22 protein-coding genes are annotated in these 22,413 nt (G+C 35.2%); 15 read left to right on the forward strand and 7 right to left on the reverse strand.

Annotated elements, in window-relative coordinates; all coding sequences use genetic code 11:
• Positions 1-109: 109 nt before the first annotated feature.
• A complete protein-coding gene (locus tag DDD_RS10550; RefSeq protein WP_015362838.1) occupies positions 110-481 on the reverse strand; it encodes a hypothetical protein in 372 nt (123 codons plus the stop codon).
• Positions 482-703: 222 nt separating this feature from the next.
• Entirely contained in the window at positions 704-1,120 is a 417-nt protein-coding gene (locus DDD_RS10555; RefSeq protein WP_015362839.1) for a hypothetical protein, read from the reverse strand.
• A gap of 231 nt (positions 1,121-1,351) precedes the next feature.
• Here DDD_RS10555 and DDD_RS10560 point away from each other — a divergent pair, with 231 nt between their 5' ends.
• Positions 1,352-2,695: a TlpA family protein disulfide reductase gene (locus tag DDD_RS10560; RefSeq protein WP_015362840.1), complete on the forward strand. Its 1,344-nt coding sequence runs from the start codon at positions 1,352-1,354 to the stop codon at positions 2,693-2,695.
• Positions 2,696-2,837: 142 nt separating this feature from the next.
• On the opposite strand, the gene DDD_RS10565 is transcribed toward DDD_RS10560, so the two are convergent.
• Both DDD_RS10565 and lysS read right to left on the reverse strand, forming a co-directional pair.
• The gene (locus DDD_RS10565) at positions 2,838-3,407 is read right to left on the reverse strand and encodes an OmpH family outer membrane protein (protein WP_015362841.1); all 570 of its coding nucleotides are present in this window, start codon (positions 3,405-3,407) and stop codon (positions 2,838-2,840) included.
• An 80-nt stretch (positions 3,408-3,487) separates the two neighbouring features.
• Positions 3,488-5,176, reverse strand: coding sequence for a lysine--tRNA ligase (gene lysS, locus DDD_RS10570; protein ID WP_015362842.1), 1,689 nt, complete (start codon positions 5,174-5,176; stop codon positions 3,488-3,490).
• Between the two features lie 222 nt (positions 5,177-5,398).
• Between lysS and DDD_RS17710 the strand changes: the two genes are divergently transcribed.
• The gene (locus tag DDD_RS17710) at positions 5,399-5,557 is read left to right on the forward strand and encodes a YqaE/Pmp3 family membrane protein (protein ID WP_015362843.1); all 159 of its coding nucleotides are present in this window, start codon (positions 5,399-5,401) and stop codon (positions 5,555-5,557) included.
• 14 nt (positions 5,558-5,571) lie between these two features.
• Here the strand turns inward: DDD_RS17710 and DDD_RS10575 are convergent, their stop codons facing one another.
• Positions 5,572-6,204, reverse strand: coding sequence for a hypothetical protein (locus DDD_RS10575; RefSeq protein ID WP_146250779.1), 633 nt, complete (start codon positions 6,202-6,204; stop codon positions 5,572-5,574).
• 131 nt (positions 6,205-6,335) lie between these two features.
• On the opposite strand from DDD_RS10575, the gene lipB reads away from it, so the two are divergent.
• The 3 genes from lipB to DDD_RS10590 all read left to right on the forward strand — a co-directional run bounded on the left by lipB (position 6,336) and on the right by DDD_RS10590 (position 9,855).
• Complete coding sequence (gene lipB / locus DDD_RS10580; protein WP_015362845.1) at positions 6,336-7,031, forward strand: lipoyl(octanoyl) transferase LipB; 696 nt, start codon at positions 6,336-6,338, stop codon at positions 7,029-7,031.
• A 232-nt stretch (positions 7,032-7,263) separates the two neighbouring features.
• Entirely contained in the window at positions 7,264-9,474 is a 2,211-nt protein-coding gene (locus tag DDD_RS10585; RefSeq protein ID WP_015362846.1) for a TonB-dependent receptor family protein, read from the forward strand.
• Positions 9,475-9,528: 54 nt separating this feature from the next.
• Entirely contained in the window at positions 9,529-9,855 is a 327-nt protein-coding gene (locus tag DDD_RS10590; protein ID WP_015362847.1) for a YegP family protein, read from the forward strand.
• A 282-nt stretch (positions 9,856-10,137) separates the two neighbouring features.
• Here the strand turns inward: DDD_RS10590 and DDD_RS10595 are convergent, their stop codons facing one another.
• Positions 10,138-10,932 (reverse strand): class I SAM-dependent methyltransferase, encoded by a 795-nt coding sequence (locus DDD_RS10595; RefSeq protein WP_015362848.1) that lies wholly within the window; start codon positions 10,930-10,932, stop codon positions 10,138-10,140.
• Positions 10,933-11,015: 83 nt separating this feature from the next.
• Here DDD_RS10595 and DDD_RS10600 point away from each other — a divergent pair, with 83 nt between their 5' ends.
• The 10 genes from DDD_RS10600 (at position 11,016) to DDD_RS10635 (ending at position 21,777) form a co-directional block, all read left to right on the forward strand.
• Positions 11,016-11,675: a flavin reductase family protein gene (locus DDD_RS10600; protein ID WP_015362849.1), complete on the forward strand. Its 660-nt coding sequence runs from the start codon at positions 11,016-11,018 to the stop codon at positions 11,673-11,675.
• A gap of 225 nt (positions 11,676-11,900) precedes the next feature.
• On the forward strand, positions 11,901-12,044 hold the full coding sequence (locus DDD_RS17715) for a DUF2256 domain-containing protein (protein WP_015362850.1): 144 nt from the start codon (positions 11,901-11,903) through the stop codon (positions 12,042-12,044).
• A gap of 247 nt (positions 12,045-12,291) precedes the next feature.
• Positions 12,292-13,626 carry a DASH family cryptochrome gene (locus tag DDD_RS10605; RefSeq protein WP_015362851.1) on the forward strand — a complete coding sequence of 445 codons (1,335 nt, stop codon included), beginning with the start codon at positions 12,292-12,294 and terminating at the stop codon, positions 13,624-13,626.
• A 516-nt stretch (positions 13,627-14,142) separates the two neighbouring features.
• Positions 14,143-15,684 carry a cryptochrome/photolyase family protein gene (locus DDD_RS10610; protein WP_015362852.1) on the forward strand — a complete coding sequence of 514 codons (1,542 nt, stop codon included), beginning with the start codon at positions 14,143-14,145 and terminating at the stop codon, positions 15,682-15,684.
• Positions 15,685-15,797: 113 nt separating this feature from the next.
• A complete protein-coding gene (locus DDD_RS10615; protein WP_015362853.1) occupies positions 15,798-17,153 on the forward strand; it encodes a hypothetical protein in 1,356 nt (451 codons plus the stop codon).
• A 326-nt stretch (positions 17,154-17,479) separates the two neighbouring features.
• Positions 17,480-17,647 (forward strand): lmo0937 family membrane protein, encoded by a 168-nt coding sequence (locus DDD_RS17870; RefSeq protein WP_015362854.1) that lies wholly within the window; start codon positions 17,480-17,482, stop codon positions 17,645-17,647.
• Positions 17,648-17,678: 31 nt separating this feature from the next.
• Positions 17,679-17,819, forward strand: coding sequence for a hypothetical protein (locus DDD_RS18110; protein ID WP_015362855.1), 141 nt, complete (start codon positions 17,679-17,681; stop codon positions 17,817-17,819).
• A 105-nt stretch (positions 17,820-17,924) separates the two neighbouring features.
• Positions 17,925-19,307 carry an ATP-binding protein gene (locus DDD_RS10625; RefSeq protein WP_015362856.1) on the forward strand — a complete coding sequence of 461 codons (1,383 nt, stop codon included), beginning with the start codon at positions 17,925-17,927 and terminating at the stop codon, positions 19,305-19,307.
• Between the two features lie 5 nt (positions 19,308-19,312).
• Positions 19,313-20,974: an FAD-dependent oxidoreductase gene (locus DDD_RS10630; protein WP_041567100.1), complete on the forward strand. Its 1,662-nt coding sequence runs from the start codon at positions 19,313-19,315 to the stop codon at positions 20,972-20,974.
• Between the two features lie 98 nt (positions 20,975-21,072).
• Positions 21,073-21,777, forward strand: coding sequence for a hypothetical protein (locus DDD_RS10635; protein ID WP_041567101.1), 705 nt, complete (start codon positions 21,073-21,075; stop codon positions 21,775-21,777).
• Positions 21,778-21,843: 66 nt separating this feature from the next.
• Here the strand turns inward: DDD_RS10635 and DDD_RS10640 are convergent, their stop codons facing one another.
• Positions 21,844-22,401, reverse strand: a complete 558-nt coding sequence (locus tag DDD_RS10640) for a type 1 periplasmic binding fold superfamily protein (protein ID WP_052329265.1) — start codon at positions 22,399-22,401, stop codon at positions 21,844-21,846.
• Positions 22,402-22,413 lie beyond the last annotated feature (12 nt).

Raw genomic sequence — 22,413 nt, forward strand, 5'->3', positions numbered from 1 at the left:
CAAGTGGAACACTAATTCTTAATTGAATTTAAGATGTTGAGAACATTACAGAATATAAAAAACCCATTCCCTAAAAGGAATGGCTTTCAAAGTTTATAAAGAATTTTTCTTATTTAGGATTCACTTTGCTTTGTAGCAAATTAAATTTTTCTGTACCTAATAGCTTTTCAAGTCGTTTCTTATAGTTGTCCATGATGTCATTGCGACGTCCATTATAATCTACAGCATCTTTTCCTTCTTTATCTAGTTTAGATAATGAAGATTCTTTTGACCCTACAATTTCTCTTAACTCACCGTGATTCTTTTTATCCAGCTTTGTAATCGCAACTATTGAAGAAACTTCACGTTCAAGATCTGCATTAAATGCATTCACTTTTTCCATCTTTTTCTTACTCAAGTCTTGCTGAGCCTTTGAAATTTCTTGCTGTGCAAAAGAAAAAGTTCCTGCAAGAAGAGCCACTATAAAAAGTAATTTTTTCATCGTATTTTGTTTATTAGAATTTTTAAAAGTAAGAATTAATTAAGTAACAACAAAGAAGCTTATTTAAATCAATCGTAAAATAAAAAAATTGTATCAGTAAAAGATGATCAAGCTGACCTCAACAAGCAATAGTTACAAGAATAAAAAAGCTGGATTTTTTAATAAAGCCCAGCTTGTAATTAATAAGGGTATGGTTTAATTGTAAAATCCTTTTACAAAGATTTACTCACCGTCATTACCTCTCTTGCCTTTTCTCTTTTTTGCACCTTTCATTTTTCTTTGTGCATTTTTTGCCATCATCTTTTCAAACCTAGCGTATTGATCATCATTAAGGATGCTTTTCATTTGACGTTTTATTGCGATGCGCTTTTCTAAAATTTCTTCCATTTTAGCGGCTTTTTGCGCACTAGTTAGTTTTGCTCTTTCTTCTCTAGTCAGTTTATTTGCTGCACGATCCTTAGCTTCTTCTAGAAAAAGCGTTTCAACTTTTGCTTGTTGATTTGCATCTAGATCTAACGCAAGTGTCATTTTTTTAGACTTAATAGAAGCCATTTGTTCTGGAGACATATCTCTCATTTCACGTTGTGCGTTTGTAATTCCTACGGTAAGTATCGCTACTAAAATCATTAACTTTTTCATTATTTTTCTTTTAAATGTTATAATTCTATGACGTAGAATTTTGAGTTTGGTTTAAAAGGGTACAAAACAAATCTGTTAACTTCTGTTATCATGAGATTTTAAAAAGTTGGATGAATTCATCATAGTTAAACTTCCACATAAGATTTAAACTATATAGATTTACGTACTTGGTTTTTTATCTTTGATAAAATCAATCGACTTAGGTTGTTTTAAAATACAAAAAAGATTTCAATGAATAAATTCACTTTACTGCTGATTGCACTATTAACCACTTTATTAGTGTCAGCAACTCGATCTCAAGCAGAAATAAAAGGAACTATTAAGAATTCTAGCTTTGAAGAAATTTCGGTTAAATCAATTAATAATAGACTCATTGAAAAAACTTCTATTAATTCTAATGGTGATTTTAAATTAAAACTTACAGTAGATAGAGGATATTACTTTTTAGAATATGGTAGAGAGTCTTTCTATATTTATTTGTTGCCTAAGGATAAGCTGGAAGTTTATTTTGACGCAAACGAAATGGAAAATACTTTAACTTTTAAAGGGGAACGTTCACAGGCAAATACGTACTTACAGCAAAAGTCTTCTATAATGGAAAAAATGACTGAAGATGTCAGTACTTTCTATGATGTCACAGAAAATCAGTACCTTAAGAATATAGCAGCTATCAAGTCAAGGCTTCAAAGTGAGATGAACAATTATCAATTAAGTAAGTCATTTATTACCGATGAAGAAAAATCGTTACAATTTAATTATCTATTGAGTATTCAAAATTATAAATCTAGTTACAAATATACCTTAGGTAAAGAAGTTGAGCCTTCTGATGCGTTTTATTCAGAGTTAGCCTCATTAGACCTTAGAAATATGGAGGATTATAAAGTACAACCTTATTATTACTATCTGGTTAACTCGATCTGGTCTAAAAGAATTAATGCAGAAGATGGTTTTAATAACATGGAAAAAAAACTTTTTGAAATTAAAGATAGAGAAGTATTAAATAATACTTTCAATGGTTTTTATTCTCAAATCACAAGAGACAAAGCAAAAGCAGAAGATTATTTTAAACTAATAGAAAAGTATTCATCGAGCAAAGACTTTACTAAGGCTGCCAAAAAGCAATTAGAATCTCTTTTCCTTATCAACAAAGGCGATGTTTCCCCTGGATTCACTTATAAGGATATCAATGACAAGGTCGTCTCTTTATCTGACTTTAAAGGTAAACTGGTCTATATCGATGTCTGGGCGACTTGGTGCGCTCCGTGTAAAAAGCAAATTCCTTTTCTTAAGAAACTAGAAGAAGAGTTTGCAGAAGAAAACATTGTGTTTATCAGTATCTCTGTTGATGCTAAAAAAGCATACAAGAGTTGGAAAACTATGGTTAAAGAAGAAGAATTAGGTGGCGTTCAATTATTTGCAGACAACTCTTTTGATAGCGAGTTTGCAGAAGCTTATGGGATCACTTCTATTCCTAGATTCATTATTGTTGATCAAGAAGGTAAAGTTTATGACGATAAGGCTCCTAGTCCTTCTTTTGAGCAAACTAAAGCGCTGTTGCAGGATTTACTCAAATAGGCAGTAAATTGAACCAATGGTAACTAATAAAGCCTGCATATATGGTAAATATGCAGGCTTTATTGAAATTTTCACTTTTAAGACTCAACTAAATTATAAAACATATAAGTTTAAAATATTTAGGTGATCTTATGACTATTAATTACTTCTCAGTTTCTGTACTTGATTCTTCAGTAGTAGAGGCTGTATCATCTTTACTGCTATACGCATCATTTAATTCTTTAATGATCGTCTCCGTAATATCACTAGCCTCGTTTCCATAAATTAATCCAGCAGATTTATTTTTTCCTAACACAAAAGAGTAATTATTTTTTTTTGCGTGTTCGGTGATAAACTCTTCTATATTCGTATCCAGTTCTTTTAAGTCTTTCTCAAGTTCTGCTTGCATGCTTTGTTCTTGAGCTTTAATCTGCGACTCAACCATTTGCCATTTTTGACTAAATGCTAAAATTTCAGGATTAGATTGTTGCTCTTGTTGACTCAATTTACCAAATTTAGCTTGCATCGGTGCTGCCTCCATTTGGTATGCCATTCCTAGACTATCAGTTTTCTTTTTAAAATCTTCCTGTTTCTTTGTGATTCCTGCTTCGATATCAATTTTTCCTTGATATTCTTCATAAACTTTTTCACTGTCTACAAAAGCAATTTTTTGTGTCTCTTGACAAGAAGTTAAAAGAAGTCCTAAGGCTATGATGCTCATTAATTTTTTCATGAATAATCGTATTTTATTTTGGGTTATATATTTGTATTTGAAATAGTTGAAGGATGATTAGATCAACTTCAGTTTTTATTTTAAAGGATTTTCACAAATAATCCTTCTTCTGTTTTTTCGACTTTGGCCACTGTTTTACCGGTCAATCCTTTAATGGATTTGTCCCATTTTTTATTACTCAATCCAGCTTGTTCTTTAAGAACGTTGAGATCCATTTTTTCTTCTTTTTTCAGAAGATCAAAAACCAATTGCTCTTCGTCATTTAATTCTACTGAAACCGTATTTTCTGGTTTCATTTGTGGAAAGAATAACACCTCTTGAATCGATGGATTGTTAGTTAAATACATAATCAATCGGTCCATACCTATTCCTAAACCAGAGGTAGGTGGCATCCCATACTCTAAAGCTCGTAAGAAATCTTGATCGATAAACATTGCCTCATCATCTCCTCTATCGGCAAGTTTAAGTTGCGCTTCAAAGCGTTCTCTTTGATCTATAGGATCATTCAGCTCTGAATAAGCGTTGGCAATTTCCTTACCGCAAACCATCAGTTCAAATCGCTCTGTAAGTTCTGGATTGTCTCTGTGTTGCTTACATAGCGGTGACATTTCCTTAGGATAATCTGTGATAAACGTAGGCTGTATGTAGTTGCCTTCACATTTCTCGCCAAAGATCTCATCAATTAACTTTCCTTTTCCCATGGTAGCGTCTACGTCTATTTTTTCCGCTTTCGCGAAAGCGTACAACTCTTCCTCACTTTTTCCATCGATATCAAAACCAGTGAAATCAATAATCGATTGACGCATAGTGACTCTAGGATAAGGAGCTTTCCATTCTATAGTGTGCTCGCCAAATTGGCTAGTAGTCGTTCCATTAACACTTACTGCACAACTCTCGAGCAATTCTTCTGTAAAGTCCATCATCCAGTTGTAGTCTTTGTAAGCCACATAAATTTCCATGGCGGTAAACTCTGGATTGTGAGTACGATCCATTCCTTCATTACGGAAGTTTTTACTGAACTCATACACGCCATCAAATCCGCCTACGATCAATCGCTTCAAATACAACTCGTTTGCGATACGCATATAAAGTGGTATGTCTAGCGAGTTATGATGTGTCATGAATGGACGAGCAGCTGCTCCACCTGGAATAGGCTGTAAAATAGGAGTTTCTACCTCAAAATACTCACGCTCATTAAAAAACGATCGCATAGCGTTAAAAAGCTTAGTTCTTTTAACAAAAACTTCCTTCACCTGCGGATTCACAGCAAGGTCTGCATAGCGTTGTCTGTAACGTGTTTCTGGATCAGTGAATGCGTCATAAACTTTTCCGTCTTTTTGCTTAGGAATAGGTAATGGTTTCAAAGATTTACTTAGTAATTCAAAATTCTTGACTAAAACGGTTTTTTCTCCCACTTGTGTGGTGAAAAGTTCCCCTTTAATTCCCACGAAATCACCAAGGTCTAAGAGCTTTTTAAAGACATCATTATACATGGTTTTATCTTCACCAGGGCAAATCTCATCTCTATTAAAATACAACTGGATGCGACCATCGCTGTCTTGTAACTGCGCAAAAGATGCTTTACCTTGAATATTAATCGCCATCAAGCGACCTGCGATGACAACCTGTTTACCTTCTTTGAAATCGGCTTTAATCTTTTTAGACGTAGTATCTACAGGATAAAGAGCTGCTGGATAAGGATCTATTCCCATAGCACGCAGTTTGCCGAGTTTCTCACGGCGTACGATTTCTTGTTCAGAAAGTTGCATAACGTTTGTTTGAATTAAGCCTGCAAAGGTAAAATAAAATCAAAGTCAAAATCAAAATATAAAACTAAAACAAACTCTAAGTTTTACAGCTGTAACAATATCATTTCTTGAGCGTCATATTTTGTGGATATGAGGGATGAGGCATGGGAAGTATGGTTTTTTTGCTTTGCAAACTGCAAACTGCGACTGCAAACTAATAACTAATAACATTAAACTAAAAATATGAGTATCTGGCGTGTGATTCTTGCCATAATTTTTCCTCCATTAGCCGTAATCGGTAAAGGCTGTGGTTCTATAATTATCGTTTTTCTTCTAACGCTTTTAGGATGGATTCCCGGTGTTATTGCGGCATTGATCATTTTGAATAATCCTGATAGGTAGGGTAGCGTAAAGTTTTATTTTTCTTTTGAACAGTCTATAAAGTCTTCTAGATTTAAAGGAGCTAGACCTATTTCTTTTCTTAAAGAATCAGACAGTTTTCTATTCTTTAAACATGGTTTTCCCCAGTTGGAACCATAAACTAATTTTCTGTCGCCTTCTTCATCTCTTTTGAAAAAATTGGGCTTATCTAAGACTTCCAATAATACAGAGAGTTCCAGTCTATCATCTTTTACTTCGTCTAAATATAGGTTCAAATACTCTTTTTCATTAATTAATCGATGTGGGCTATGCAGTAAAATTGCATATGCTGCTGAGGATACACATTCTTGTGTCATATATTTTTCTCCAAGAAGTTCTTCTCTTGGATAACCATGTTTTCTGACAATCTGACTAAGATTTTCAAACAAAGTAGAATCTGTAGGCCATATCAATAAATCCCATTTATTATTGAAACCTTTTGAGGTTCTAAGCATTTGATCTGCTCCATACATTTGACAGAGCGTAAATGCGAGACTGTCTTGCAATTTGGAGTCTATTTTAACATTAAGATACTCCTCATTGTTTTGAACTTTTTTGTAATTATCGCATGAACAAATGCAACAGATTATTAGAAGTATAATGGCAAGATTTATAAATGTAAGTTTCATATTAAGTAATAAAAATAGATAATATGTAATATAAGAATGAATTTCAATAGTTATGGCGTTTAAACTTGTTTTTACTGCTGTAATAGATAGAAATACTAGAAGATAGAATCCTATTCTCTTACCTTTGCAACATGAATAAAACTGTCAATTTTCAAGATCTAGGCCGCAGGGATTATAAAGAAACTTGGGATTACCAGGAGCAGCTGTTTAAGGCTATTCTGGAAACTAAAATCAAGAATAGGAGAGAAGAAGCAGGACTTGAAACGCAAAACCATTTACTTTTTGTAGAACATGACCATGTTTATACGCTAGGTAAAAGTGGAGATTTTGAAAACCTTCTTGCAAATGAAGACGTACTTGAAAAGATAGGGGCAACTTTTTATAAAATTAATCGTGGTGGTGATATCACCTATCACGGTCCAGGACAGATCACAGGTTATCCTATTTTAGATTTAGAAAATTTCTTTACAGATATTCATAAATACTTACGTTTTTTAGAAGAAGTGTTTATCAAAATCTTGGCTGATTACGGACTTAAAGGAGAACGCAGCGATGGTGAGACAGGTGTTTGGTTAGATGTAGGAACTCCATTTGCCCGCAAGATTTGCGCACTTGGCGTACGTGCTAGTCGTTGGGTTACCATGCACGGTTTTGCCTTTAATGTAAATACTAACTTGGGTTATTTTGATCACATCATTCCGTGTGGTATTGATGATAAAGCGGTTACTTCTCTTGCTGCAGAACTAAAAAGAGAAGTTGATCTGGACGAGATCAAAGACAAGATCAAGAAATACTTTATGGAGCTGTTTAAGGCTCATCTTCAATAGTTATCGTTTTAATATTTTCGCTTTCGCGAAAGCGGAATAACTAAACAATCAATAGCCACTTTGATATCCTTACATTTTTATTTAGAATTATTCTATATAATATCTCTATACACTTTCAAAGAATCATAAAAAATAACAATTGATAAAAAAGCTTCTTATGTTTATTTAATCTAAATAAGCGTTTTAAATTTGCAGCCGCAAATAAAATATTATTTATATTTAATCTAAATAAATGAAGAAGTTATTATGGTGCCTAGCTTTAAGCGGTACTTTACAATTGGCAAACGCACAAAATTCACAACCTGCAGATTCTGTAGAAAACTTGAAAGTGATTCATTTAAAACCTAACTCTTTAATAGGTAGCAAATTTGAAGCGCAAAACAGAACAGGTTCTTCCTATTATATGTCGCAGCGCGATCTAACTAAGTTCAATTACACCGATGTAAATAGAGCGCTATTATCCATTCCTGGTGTAAATGTTACTGAAGAAGATGGTTTCGGATTACGACCGAACATTTCTTTACGAGGTACTCAAGCAGAGCGTTCTTCTAAAATCACATTAATGGAAGATGGAGTTCTTATAGCTCCAGCACCATACTCAGCGCCAGCAGCTTATTATTTTCCTAACGTAGGTCGTATGGAAGCCATAGAAGTGTTGAAAGGAAGTAGTCAGGTTCAATACGGTCCATTTACAACAGGTGGAGCTATCAATTTTGTATCTAACTCCATTCCTAACGAATTGAAAGGATATGCAAGAATGAACATAGGTAATTATAATTCCAGACAGACGGAGCTGCGTTTAGGTGATAGTGGTAAACAATGGGGTTACCTAGTAGATTTTCTTAACTTTAGTAGTGATGGTTTCAAGAGTTTAGACAATGGAGGAAACACCGGTTTTGACCGTAATGATTACAGTGCAAAATTCACATATCGTTCTAAGGCTACTGCCAAAGTCCAGCAATCACTAACCTTAAAATTGCAGTATAGTGAAGGTTTAGATAATGAAACTTATCTAGGTCTTGCAGATGCAGATTTTGAAGAAAATCCTTACCGTAGATATTTAGCAAGTGCTGCAGATAATATCACTACGGAGCATGATCAAATACAGCTAACACATCTCATCAAACCTTCTCAGAATATTTTGATTCAAACAACTGCATATTCTAATAATTTTAAAAGAAACTGGTACAAATTAGATTATGTAAATACAGGAAATGGAAATGTGGGAATCAACAATCTTTTAGTTGATCCTGTAACATTTCAAGAAGAGTACAATGCCGTAGAAAGTGGACAAGACACTGCCGAGGATGTTTTTGGAGTGAAAGCTAACAATAGAGTGTATTATTCACGTGGTATTCAATCTAAAGTTAATTTTAAGTTTGGTGAAAATATTTTCAGTGATTTGGAACTAGGTGTGCGTTATCATGTAGATCAAGAAGACCGTTTTCAATGGGTTGACTTTTACGGAATAGAAAATGGACAGCTAGCACTTACTTCACCAGCAACTAGAGGTACAGATGCAAATCGCATTTCTGATGCTCAGGCATTAGCACTTCACGCACTGTATAAAGTAAACTTTGGTAAGTTAACTTTAACACCAGGCTTGAGATATGAAGATATTACCCTTACTAGAGATAATTATGGGAGTAATGATCCTGGTCGTACAGGTGTAGATTTAAGTTCAAGAGAAAATAATGTAAATGTATTTATTCCAGGAGTAGGCGCAAATTACCGTATCAATAATATGTGGTCGTTTTTTGGAGGAATCCATAAAGGGTTTTCTCCTCCGGGAAGTGCTCCAGATGTTGATGCCGAAGAAAGTACCAACTATGAATTGGGTTCAAGATTCTTAATAGGAGGACTAAGAGGAGAGTCAACAGTATTCTTCAATGATTACAGTAATTTGTTAGGTAGTGACCTCGCAGCTGGTGGCGGTGGCGGTACTACCGATATGTTCAACGCAGGAGAAGTGAACGTTGCAGGTATTGAAGTGAGTTTTACTTATGATGTATTACAAAGCAATGAGATATGGTCGTTACCGCTTACCTTAAATTATACACATACACAGACTGAATTCCAAAACGCTTTTGATAGCGACGTGTATGGTGAAGTAGAAATAGGAGATGAGATCCCATACATTGCTGAGAATCAATGGAACTTTCTTGCTGGAATATCACATGCCAAATTTGACATCAATGCAAATGCAAGATTTGTAGGAGAAATGAGAACTCAAGCTGGAACTGGTAGTATCTCAGCTACAGAACGAGTAGACCGTAATTTCCTTATTGATGTTTCTGGAAGGTACCATTTCAACAAGAACTTAACGGGAACTATAAATATGATCAATGTTCTTGATAACGAATATGCAGTTTCAAGACAACCGGCAGGTTTGCGTCCTGGACATCCATTTGGTTTAAATGCAGGATTAATAGCTAGGTTTTAATTTTATTTCCTAGTTGAAGTGTTTTATCTTTAGCTATCAATTAAAAATTATAACATGGGAAAATTTGAAATTTATACAAATAAATCAGGCGAGTTTCGTTTTAGATTAAAAGCATCAAACGGTCAAAGTATTCTGGCCAGTGAAGGTTACACTACAAAAGCTGCAAGAGATAACGGTATTGAGTCGGTACGTAAAAACTCACAAGATGAGAAGCGCTTCAAGAAAGGTATGAGTAAATCAGACCAGCCTTATTTTAATCTTACTGCAACTAACGGTCAGGTAATTGGTAAAAGCGAGATGTATAATTCAGATGCTGCGTGTGATAACGGTATTCAAAGCGTGATGAAAAATGCTCCAGATGCTAAGGTTGTAGAATCATAAGCTCTAATCCTACGAGATTTAAAAATCCCTTTTCAAATTAATTGAAAAGGGATTTTTAGTTTGTCAAGCCGTTGAAGAACGGCTTCGCTATATACATTTTTTAGAAAGTTTAAACCTGTGAGGTTGCTATTCAAATATTTTGATAACATAAGCTATATGCTATGGCTAAACCTCAGAAGTTGGACCATGGTATATTCCTTTCAAGTTCAAGTTTGAATTTAGAAGATACCTCACCCTTTAGGGTTGGGGAAGAGGTTTCGTTTTTCAAGTTCAAGTTCAAATTCATTTCCTAGCTTTAATTTCAAACAAAGTAGGAAACAATTGATTGTTTAAATAATAAAGTCCATCTTCTCGCAATTCCATATCAGGAAAAACGTCGTATGGACTACCGTCATGCTCTGCAAAAAGTTCTATCGTTAATCCGGCATCTATTAAAGACTGGATCACCTCACTTAGGGAATGATTCCAGCCATATTCTTTAGAGACCATTTTTGAATCTGGCGCAGCATAGGTACCAGGATACTCGTCATAAATAGCTTCATTTTGCGCATAATGATATTTGAGTGATGGTTTTTCCTCGTTATAATCATACATCCAGATAATAGGATGAAATTCTACGATGTAGAATATGCCACCAGGCTTTAAACGCTCAGCAATCATCTTTGCCCAAGGTTTTAAATCTGGCAGCCAGCCAATGGTGCCATAACTGGTAAAAACAATATCAAATAGGTCCTTTACATGTTGCGAGGTGTCCAAAACATTGCAGCACGCAAAATCTACTGGTAGTTTTAAATCTTCACTAAGTTTTTTACCTAACTCAATGGCTTTATCAGATATATCTACCGCTGTAACTTGCGCACCTTTGTTTGCCCAGCTCAAGGAATCTTGACCGAAGTGGCATTGTAAATGCAGCATCTTCTTGCCTGTTACATCTCCTAGAGCATTGATCTCGTAGGAGTTTAATGAGTTTTTCGCTTTCGCGAAAGCGTGCTTATCATAGAAATCGCTTTCATAATGAATGCTAGTCTTGGTGTTCCAAGTTTCTCGGTTGAGCTCAAATGCTTTTTGTAAATCCATACAGCAATTTAATAAAGTTTAAACATTTAGAAAGCTGTTCAAGGTCTTGTTTTGTTTTATATTTGGATCAATAAGTTAAACAAATGAAACACATCAACCTAAAACAACTGCAAGAATACGATCGATTTTATCGTGGTAATCTAGTAAATAGTATCACTGGATTTAAAAGTGCCAATCTTCTTGCGACACGTTCCAAAGATGGTATCGATAATGTTGCTGTTTTTAGTAGTGTGACGCATTTAGGAAGCAATCCAGCTTTGTTTAGTTTTGTACAAAGACCTTTGGGACACGGCGTAGGTCATACGTATTACAACCTAAAAGAAACAGGTAAGATCACATTGAATCATTTGCCTCAATCATTAATTGACCGTGCGCACCAATCGAGTGCTAAATATGATGAATCTATATCTGAGTTTGAGGAATTAGGAATTGAAAAACTGGAACGAGAAGGTTTTAGCGCTCCATTTATAAAAGATGCACCAGTTCAACTCGCAGCCGAATATGTGAATGAATATTATCTAGAAGAGAACCGATGTATTCTTGTGATTTGTAAAATTACAGATATCTTTTTACATGAAAATCACCTCGCAGAAGATGGTTGGGTGGACTTAGGAAAAGCTGGTACGGTAACAATAAATGGTCTGGACGGCTATGCTACTGCAAAAGTGGAAAAACGATTAAGCTATGCACAAGTTGATAAAGATTTGGAGGAGATTTCTATGAAGACTGGTAAGTCAAAATGAGTTCGAACTTCAACCTTAATTTGAACTCGAATTAGCAACTGGGACGATTGAACCTGTGAGGTTTCGCCCTAGAAACAGTTGGAAATTAAAAGATGAATTTAGAAAGGCAACCTCACAGGTTTTAATCCAGTAGAGAAAATTAATAAGAATCGAGAAACAATAAAGCGAAGCCAATCTGCAACGGCTTGACTTAACAAAAAGATTTCCGCCTGCGCGGAAAATGTTATGAAGCAAAAAGCACGCAATCAACATAATTTACCAACTAAAGTTTGTCCAGTATGTGAACGAGAGTTTACGTGGCGTAAGAAATGGGAAAAGAATTGGGAAACGGTAAAGTATTGCAGTAAAAAATGTAGTGGGAATAAATGAACTTATACGCGAACTCGAAAAAGATGTCAGTTCGAGCGCAGTCGAGAACGTTTTGAGTTCAGTTTCCTGTAGATTTAAGTTTAAGTTTAAGTTTAAGTTTAAGTTTAGATTTAATTTAAGTTTTAAGACACCTGAATTATAAGAAAGCGAAGTCGTCCTGCGATGGCTTGACAACTAATAAAGAAAGATTTAAGTTCAACAAAATAAGTTGAGTTTACATTTAAGTTTAGATTTTAATTTATAGAGTATGAGCAACCTAGTTTGGTTTAGAAACGATTTAAGAGTGACAGATAATCACAGTTTAAAAGCAGCTTGTGATAAAGAAGGCGATGTAATTGCTGTCTATTGTTTTGATCCTGCTTTTTATAAGGAAAGTGATTTTGGCTTTGATCTAGATTTCAAATTACCTTTTACAAAAACAGGTAAATATAGAGCACAATTTATACTTGAAGCTCTGGAAAATTTGAAGGTAGACTTAGAAGAACATGGTATTCCGTTACTTATTTATCATAATGCTCCAGCTGTTGTTTTCCCTGATTTAATTAAAGAACATCAAATAAAAAAAATCTTTTTACAAAAAGAATGGACATGTGATGAATTGCAACAAGAAGAAAAACTAGGAGAGGCTTTAGAACAAGCTGGACTTAAAGATCAGGTAAAAGGACATCGCGTGTACGATCAGTTTTTGTTTCATCCAGATGATGTTCCTTTTGAAAGTTTTAATCAGATTCCAAGAGTTTTTACAGAATTCCGTAAGAAGTGTGAGAAGCAGTCTGAGATTAGAGATTTAGTTAATATTGATGATTATAAGCAAGAATTACCAAAGGTAGAACAGACAGACCTTCCTTCTTTGAAAGATTTAGGACTGGAAGAATTTGAAAAAGATCACCGCAGCGCTTTTCCTTGGAAAGGTGGCGCGACTGCTGCCTGGGAACGACTGGATCATTACTTCTGGGAAACTAAAAAGCTGCAATACTATAAAAAAACCAGAAACGGATTAATCGGTACAGATTACAGTAGTAAGTTCAGTGCTTGGCTGGCTATAGGAAGTATTTCGGCACGAGAAATTTATTGGGAAGTTAAGCACTTTGAAAAAGAGGTTAAGAAAAATCAGGATACCTACTGGCTGATTTTTGAATTGATCTGGAGAGATTTCTTTAAGTATGTTTCACTAAAGCATGAAAGTGATATTTTCCAATTAGGCGGAATTCTTAAGAAAGATTACGAATGGAAATCTAGTGAGCGAGAGTTGGACAAATGGATCAATGGAGAAACGCACGAGAGATTTGTAAATGCTAATATGAAAGAGCTAGCTGCCACTGGTTTTATGAGCAATCGCGGTCGACAAAATGTAGCTAGTTATTGGTCCATGCATAAAGAGCAAGACTGGAGAATAGGTGCGGCCTATTTTGAGCACATTCTAATTGATTATGACGTGCATTCTAATTATGGAAACTGGATGTATAATAGTGGTGTAGGAAACGATCCTAGAAATAGAACCTTTAATATTAAATCTCAAGCAGATCGCTATGATAGCGATGGTAAATATCAGAATTTGTGGTTGCAGGAAGAATTGTTTTAAAAGAACTTGAACTTGAACTTGAATTTGAAATTGAAATTGAAAAGGATGGATCAACCTGTGAGATTTCGCCTTAGGAAAATTTTAGAAATTAAAACGAGAAGTATGCAAGGCAACCTCACAGGTTTGAAATTTTGTTGAGAAGCTTATAAATAATTGAGATAGAATAAAGCGAAGCCGTTCTGCAACGGCTTGACTAATTAATTTTGATTAACCTCTGAGATTTCGCCGAGGGAAATGAATTGTAAATTAAAAGAATAAATAGGAACGGCAACCTCATAGTATTGAGAAATGATAATAAATAAATAAAGCCGAATTCATTCGGCGTGATAAAAGAACGCCGCAAGGCGACAAAATAATTTTATAGGGGCAGAATTCATTCTGCCATTTATGATAAAATAGCCGTCCTACGACGTCCTTACAATAACAAAGGAACAATAGTGCTTGTAAAATTGAGATAAAAAGAGATATAATGATTAAAGCAAAAAGATTTCCGTCTGTGCGGAAATTGCAGACAATATGAAAACATTACGATTAATACTAGGAGATCAACTCAATCACAAACATTCTTGGTTCAACGGCAATCAGGATGATGTAATTTATTTCATGGCAGAGATGCGTCAAGAAACAGATTATGTCACGCATCACATTCAAAAAGTAGTTGCGTTTTTTATGGCGATGCGCGGTTTTAATGAATGGATGCAAGATCGTGGCTGGAATACGGTGTATTATAATCTCGACGATAAACGCAATACACAAGATCTGGTTAAGAATTTGAAACAACTAATTAAGGAGCATGATATTGAAAAGTTTGAATACCTCGCGCCAGATGAATGGAGACTAGATCAACAGCTTAAAGATTTTTGTAAATCTCTAGATATAGAGTGGCAAGGTTATAATACCGAGCATTTTTTGACCAAAAGAAAAGATGTAGAGAAGTTTTTTGAGGGAAAGAAACGCCTTACTATGGAGTATTTCTACCGCGATATGCGCAAGAAATACGATATCATGATTGAGGGCGATAAAGAGCCAGGAGGTGGAAAATGGAATTATGATCAAAGTAATCGTAAAAAATGGGATGAAAAAACCGAGATCCCACACGAGCGTGGTTTTAGAAAAGATGTCAAAGAAATTACCGACTTATTAGAAAAAGAAGGTGTGAAAACCATAGGCCGGATTGATCCAGATAATTTCAATTGGCCTACGACCAGACAAGATGGACTGGATGTTTTGAATTATTTCTGTGAACATTTGTTGGTTCATTTTGGAGATTTTCAAGACGCCATGCATACCGATCAAGACTATCTTTTTCATTCCAGATTGAGCTTTGCGATGAATTGCAAACTGCTTGCTCCGCTAGAGGTGATTCAGACGGTTTTATCTCGCTTTCGCGAAAGCGGGAAACCTAAAATAGACATTTCTCAAGTAGAAGGTTTTGTCAGACAAATTCTGGGCTGGCGTGAGTTTATGCGCGGTATTTACTGGAAGGAAATGCCAGATTATCAAACAAAAAATAAGTTAGAAAACAAAAATAAGCTGCCAGAATTTTACTGGACAGGAGAGACGAAGATGAATTGTCTCAAACATGCTATTAATAACTCTTTGGACAACGCTTATGCGCATCATATCCAACGATTGATGATCACTGGAAATTTTGCATTACTTAACATGACAGAGCCTAGTTATGTAGACGAGTGGTATCTGGGAATTTATATAGATGCTATAGAATGGGTAGAAATTACCAATACTAGAGGTATGTCACAGTGGGCAGATGGCGGCATAGTAGCTACAAAACCATACGTAAGTAGCGGTAGTTATATCAATAAAATGAGTAATTATTGTAAAGGCTGTGCATATAAGGTCACCAAGAAAAAAGCTGAAGAAGATGCCTGTCCTTTTAACTCGTTGTATTGGAATTTTCTTGACGAGAAAAATGAACATTTTGCCTCTAACCAGCGTATGAACATGATGATGGCTTTGCTTAAGAAAATGGATCCAGAATTGTTGAAAAAGCATAAAAATAGAGCGCAAGATGTGATTGATAATCCTGCTAAATACTAGAAAAAATAGTTTAATGTTTTGTAATATTTTGTTTCGGAGATGCTTACAGTTATTTAAGAATTACTTGTGATATACTATTCGTTTTGTAATTAACTTTAGGAAAAACACTCATTATGAAATCTTTACGTATTTTCTTACTTGTTTGTGCATCGTTAAGTTTGGTAAGATTAGATGCTCAAGTAGGTATTCAAAATGATAATCCGCAGGCTACGTTAGATATTTCAGCAGGCGCAACCGTAGATTCTAATGATGGTTTATTAATACCGCGTATAGAAAATTTTCCTTTGATTGATCCAGGTGCCGCACAAAATGGAATGTTAGTTTTCTTAGAAACAGCTTCAACAGGTAACACGGCAGGATTTTATTTTTGGAACAATAGCAGTACCTCTTGGGAGAAATTAGGTGAAGGCGGATTCTGGTCTCAAGGTAGCATAAACGATCGACCATATATTTTTTATCAAGATGCGCAAACTAATAATTCTATACCGCTACGAATATTTGAAGATGGTTATGTAGGTTTAGGTGCCGTAGATGAACCTCGAGAACGACTAGAATTGAGATTTGAAGGTGATAATGATGTCCAGTTGACTAGTAGTTTTCCTGCTAATCCTCCTAATTTAATTTATTACAATCAAGGTGGAACTTTTGAAAGCCCAGAATTTTTACGAAGAGATGAACCTATAGGTTACACTGTAGGGAAAACATGGGATGGAGATGATCAATCTGGAGACATCATAGGAATCCAATTTGATGCTGCAAATGTGCACACTGCAACTAGTTTGCCCACTAAAATGAGATTTGCTGTAACAAATGTTGATGAGGTAATTAATGAAGTTCAAATGACATTAGAGAGCTCGGGAGAGTTGCAACTTACGCAATTAAACAGCACTAATAATGTTGCAAATGATGGCGTGAGACCTGTTCCCGTATTTGTAAATGTTAATGGCGGATTTACTTTAAATGGTGACTCACAAATTCTAGTGGAACCAAGTGTCAAGTATACAAATTCAGACATTACAACCAATTTGAATGTAGATGCACTTGCTCCGGCAAATACTGCTGTAGGTTTCAATCTTCCAGTAATTGGAAATTTACAATGGAATGACGACACTAACTTATATCAAGTAGGAAGCTCAGGACAATTTATTAGAGTTAATGAAGCTGGTAGATATAATATTGTGGGTAATATTTACTTTAGAGGAAATGCACCAGGAGCTAGTCTCAAATGTTACGTTGTCATAGAACCAGCAAATGGAGATCCTGATTATGTCGCTAGCTCTATTTATGCTAATAGTTACATCGGAGGTTCTTTCAATCATAATTTGTCATCAATTTCATTTACAGAAGATATAGAAATTGACGCTGGGGATATTTTATCAATACGTGTTAAAGGTAATGGTAATCAAAATGCTACTATTACTATGGAAACCGCTGGTAGCAGTATGCTACAATTGACTAAAATTAGATAGAATTTTAGCCTTTTAATCAAATTATAAATTAGTCATCATTCTCGTGAACTATTATTTAATCTAATTTGTGTTCATCTGATCTAACTTTTCATTTATCTACTATTTTTATTTTTATCTAGAGTAGAATAATTTTGCGTGGCGCACAAAGCCTTATTTATACGTAAAGTTACAAGTTGAATTCTACCGTTATAATAAATTGACAAAAGGTGTCGTATTAATTTTAAATCCTTACGTTTTTTAGTTAAAAAATTTAAAATTGCTTTTTGTTTAACGTTTTAGGCTGTTTCCTTTTATTACTTTAGTCATGAACCATTAAAATATATATTATGAGAAGTTTGCTTTGGCTAGTAGCCGTAATTTGTATAATAGGTTGGGTGTTAGGTCTTCTAGGCGTTATCCCAGGACTTTCTACAGGAGGATTGTTTCATGCATTGATCGTTATCGCAGTTATCGTGATTTTAATCAATATCATATCAGGTAGAAAACCATTATAATTAAAAATCAACCATTTAAATATAATCAATTATGTTAAAAAAAGTTTTAGTTGTAGCAATAGCTGCCATGTTTACCTTAGGTACAGTAAGTTGTAGAGAAGAATCTACGGGAGAAAAAATAGAAGACGCTGCAGAAAGTGCAGCAGACGATGTTGAAGATGCAGTAGACTAATTAGTTTCATACTTCGAATGTAGAAAACCGCTTCATAATTGAAGCGGTTTTTTTGTGCCCTAACTTTAGGATTGATTATTGGATTTTGAATCGTAACTTTAGTGAATGAATTGTAGTATAGAAGAGTTGCGTAAAATTCCTGAATTTGCTCAGGTGCCACAGGATCAACTAGATTGGTTGCGACTAGAAAGTAATCTATTAGGATACAGCAAAGGAGATTTTTTATTTAAAAAGGGAGAGCCTATTAACAATATGTACCTTATGATTGAGGGACGTGTTGAGATTAAAGTAGAGCAAAATGGGCAGTACCGTCATATAGCCTTTATGGAACCAGATACAATAGGTGGTACGCTACCTTATTCTAGGGCGACCATTGCACAAGGATATGGAGAAGTGATTGAAAACTGTAAGGTTCTCGCTTTCGCGAAAGCGAAATTCAAAGAGTTAACCCAACACTATGAGCTGACCGAGTCGCTGGTGCATCACATGACCAGTCGTGTAAGAGAATTTACTAAAGTCAATGTACAGCAAGAAAAGATGATGGCTTTAGGTAAATTAAGTGCTGGCCTTGCTCATGAATTGAATAATCCTAGTAGTGCGATGCGCCGCAGTGCCATTGAGCTAAAGAAAAATTTATCCCTTTATCCTGAAAAGTTTAAAACTGTGATGACCATGAGGCTTACAGAAGAGCAGGTAGATCCAGTTAACGAAACGATTTTTTCACGTCTAGAAAGCAGACCAGAAAATAAGTTATCTCTTATGGAACGCACCGAGCAAGAAGATGATCTGGCAGATTGGTTAGAAGAAAAAGGAGTAGAAGATGGTTATGAGCTTGCAGAAACCTTAGTAGATTATTGCATGGGAATTGAAACTATGGAAGAAGTCTATGACATTATAGGTGAACGGGATTTTGCTGGAGTAGCAGCCTGGATTTCTAATGTACTCACTACAGAAAAAATGGTGAATGAAATAGAAGAAGCCAGCCAGCGCATAGAAGAATTAGTAACTAGTGTAAAAGGCTATACGCACATGGATCGTGCTCCAGAAAAAACTCCAGCCGATGTTCATAAAGGACTGGACAATACGCTCATCATGTTAAAGCATAAGCTTAAGAAAAACAGTGTAGAAGTAATTAAGGACTATTGTGAAGATTGTCCGCAACCATCACTGTATGTTAGTGAGATCAATCAGGTATGGACTAATTTGATAGACAACGCCATAGACGCCATGGAAAATGGTGGTGAGCTTACTATTAGAACCTATTATGACAAAGATATTTTTATTGAAATAAAAGATACGGGACATGGAATTCCAGAGGAATTGATCGATCAGATTTTTGATCCTTTTTTCACTACGAAAGCTATAGGAAAAGGAACTGGAATGGGACTTGAAGTATCGCAACGTATTATAGACCAACATAATGGTAGGATTCAAGTAAGTTCTTCTAAAGATGGAACAACCTTTGAAATTTGCTTACCGATAGCATAAAAACAATGAAAAAACCAATTTTATTTGCACTCGACGACGACACGCAGGTTTTAAGAGCGGTGACTCGAGATCTCAAATCCAGATATCGTAAAGACTATCGAATTTTAAGTACGGAAAGTCCTAGTGAAGCTTTAGACGCTCTAAATGATTTAAAGAAAAAAGGAGAAGTTATTGCTTTATTTCTTGTAGATCAACGCATGCCAGAGATGTTAGGAGTAGAATTCCTAGAAAAAGCGTTGAAGATTTTTCCAGAAGCAAAGCGAGTTTTATTAACCGCTTATTCTGATACAGATGCTGCTATAAAAGCAATAAATGATGTCAATTTAGATTATTATTTGACCAAACCGTGGAATCCGCCAGAGGAGAAATTGTATCCTGTTCTTGATGGACTGTTAGAGGCATGGCAACAAAATTTCAGACCAGAATTTGACGGTATTAAAGTATTGGGTTATCAATACTCTCCATTGTCACATAAAATAAAAGATTTCCTGACAGGCAATTTGTTTCCGTTTCAATGGCTGGATGCAGAGACTAGTGAGAAAGCGCAAGAAATAATTGACTTACACAAAATTACTGCGGCAGATATGCCTGTAGTTGCTTTCCCTGACGGCAGTTGTATGGAAAATCCTTCTATTACAAAACTAGCTGAAGCTTTGGGTTTGAACATTACTGCAAAAGAAGATGTCTATGATGTAGCCATTATAGGCGCTGGACCTAGTGGTCTAGCTGCCGCGGTTTATGGTGGCAGTGAAGGCTTAAAGACCTTGTTGATTGAGAAACATGCGCCCGGCGGACAAGCAGGTACAAGTTCTAGAATAGAAAATTATCTAGGTTTTCCTAACGGTTTAAGCGGTCAAGAATTGACGCATCGAGCTATTACACAAGCTAAACGTTTTGGGATTGAATTTCTGAGTCCGCGTGAGGTGTTGAATATATCTACTAAGGACGGTTATAAATCATTAGAATTAGATAATGGTGATTGCATAAGAACAAAATCGGTGATCATTACTACAGGAGTTAATTATAGAAAGTTACCTGCCAAAAACGTTGAAGATTACACAGGAGCAGGAATTTACTATGGCAGCAGTATGACTGAAGCAAAAGCCTGTGAAGACCGTCAGGTTTACATTGTAGGTGGCGGAAATAGTGCCGGGCAAAGCGCTGTTTATTTGAGCAATTTTGCAAAAAACGTTTACATCGTCATCCGTAAACCTGATTTAACAAGTAGTATGTCCAGCTACCTTATTGAGCAGATTGATAAAATCGATAATATAGAAGTTGTAGGAGAAGTAAATATCACTGAGATTAAAGGAGAAAACAATCGGTTGAGTCATGTGACTTTGGAAAGTTTAAACGGTAATATTCAAGAAAAAGAAGCACAAGCTTTATTCATTTTCATAGGGAATAAACCCTATACCGATTGGATAGAAATGAATATTATGAAAGATAAACGTGGCTTTATCAAAACAGGAAGAGATGTGGTACTTGATGCAGATTATAAAAACTCGTGGAAAAAAGATCGCGAACCTTTCTTGTTAGAAACATGCGAGCCAGGAATTTTTGCCAGTGGCGATGTGAGAAGTGGCGCCATGAATCGAGTAGCCAGTGCGGTAGGAGAAGGAGCGATGGCAATTAAGTTTGTTCATGAATACTTGGCGGAGATATAAATAAGAACTTGTACCTGAACTTGAATTATAATATTTAATTCGTACATAAATAAATGAAATTGCTTGATAAATTTCGGACTTATTATAAAAGTAAAATTATGAGAATAAAATTTTTATCTATCGTTGCATTCTTACTGAGTTTCTTTTACTCTAATGCGACTATGGTAAAGGAAAAATATGTAGTGATTAACCCAGAAGGAACAAAAATATACGACCAGCCCAAGTTTGATTCTAAAGTAGTGGCTTATTTAAATTTCGGTGATTTAGTTTTAAAGTCAGAATCAATTGTTTCAAAAGATTTGCTTTTAGTAGCTAATAATATCAGATTACCTGGAAATTGGATTGTAGTTAATAAAGAAAATACTAAAGCTTATATTTTCAGCGCACATTTGAGTAATCGTGAAAATATTTTATATGTAGATGACCATGGTGCTAAGACTTACAATTTAAAAGGTGAATTATTAGGAAGTTCTACTAACACTATTTCAAAACCTACAACTTCTGGCGGCACGTTCAAAACTACCACTAAAGATGAAGAATTTGAAAATGCCTTAAGAAAAGAAATCTTTACAGATTGTCTTTTTGTAACCATCAATTACAAATCTGCTGATCTTAATGAGCTGTATTTTGAAGTAATTCATAAATTTGTTCCATTATCTCAAGATGGTCAACTGGAACTTCCAGTTCGTAACTTTCAAAAATATAATGAAGTGATTTTTGAGAGTATGGGTGCTTTAGAAGATTTAAAAATTACTATTTCTGGCGAAGAAGGTTCTGTAATTAGTTATTACACTTGCGATTAAATGAAAAAGCTCTTTAAAACCTATGTTTCAAAGAGCTTCCGATGGGCTAATTAATATATCGACCTATTATTGTACAGTTACATCAAAACTTACTTGTACATCAGTTTCTCCACCTGCATCAGATAACGTACCGTTATTAGGCTTAGTAGGCTCATGGCGTAAAACGATTGTAAGCGTTCCTGTTCCAGCAGCACCTGTTGTCAAAGTTGAAGTAACTCCTAAAGGATTTCCATCAGCATCTACATCTGTTTTTGATACAACTACACCTGCAACCGTACTGTTGTAAAACACTTCATGCTCGTCTCCTTCTGCAATTACTTCCAATGTAATATTCTCAGCTGGTGATTCTAATTCATTTTCAAAACGAACTTCACCGTTGTAACTAGCTCCCGCAGTGAATGCTTTAGATACTGTTTCCACAGGATCTAGTGGTCCATCTCCGTCTGCATCCACAGACCGTAGAATAACCTCATCAGTATTATCTACCGCGTTTGTTAATGTGTAAGTTACCGTAGTAATTACTTCTTCTTCATTAATAATTTGTGGAGTATCGTCATCTTCACAAGATGTCATACTCACTACTGCGATTGCAGCCATTGCTAGGGTTTGAATTGCTTTTTTCATAGTTAAAAATTA

The organism is Nonlabens dokdonensis DSW-6 (assembly GCF_000332115.1).
Classification (GTDB): Bacteria; Bacteroidota; Bacteroidia; order Flavobacteriales; family Flavobacteriaceae; genus Nonlabens; species Nonlabens dokdonensis.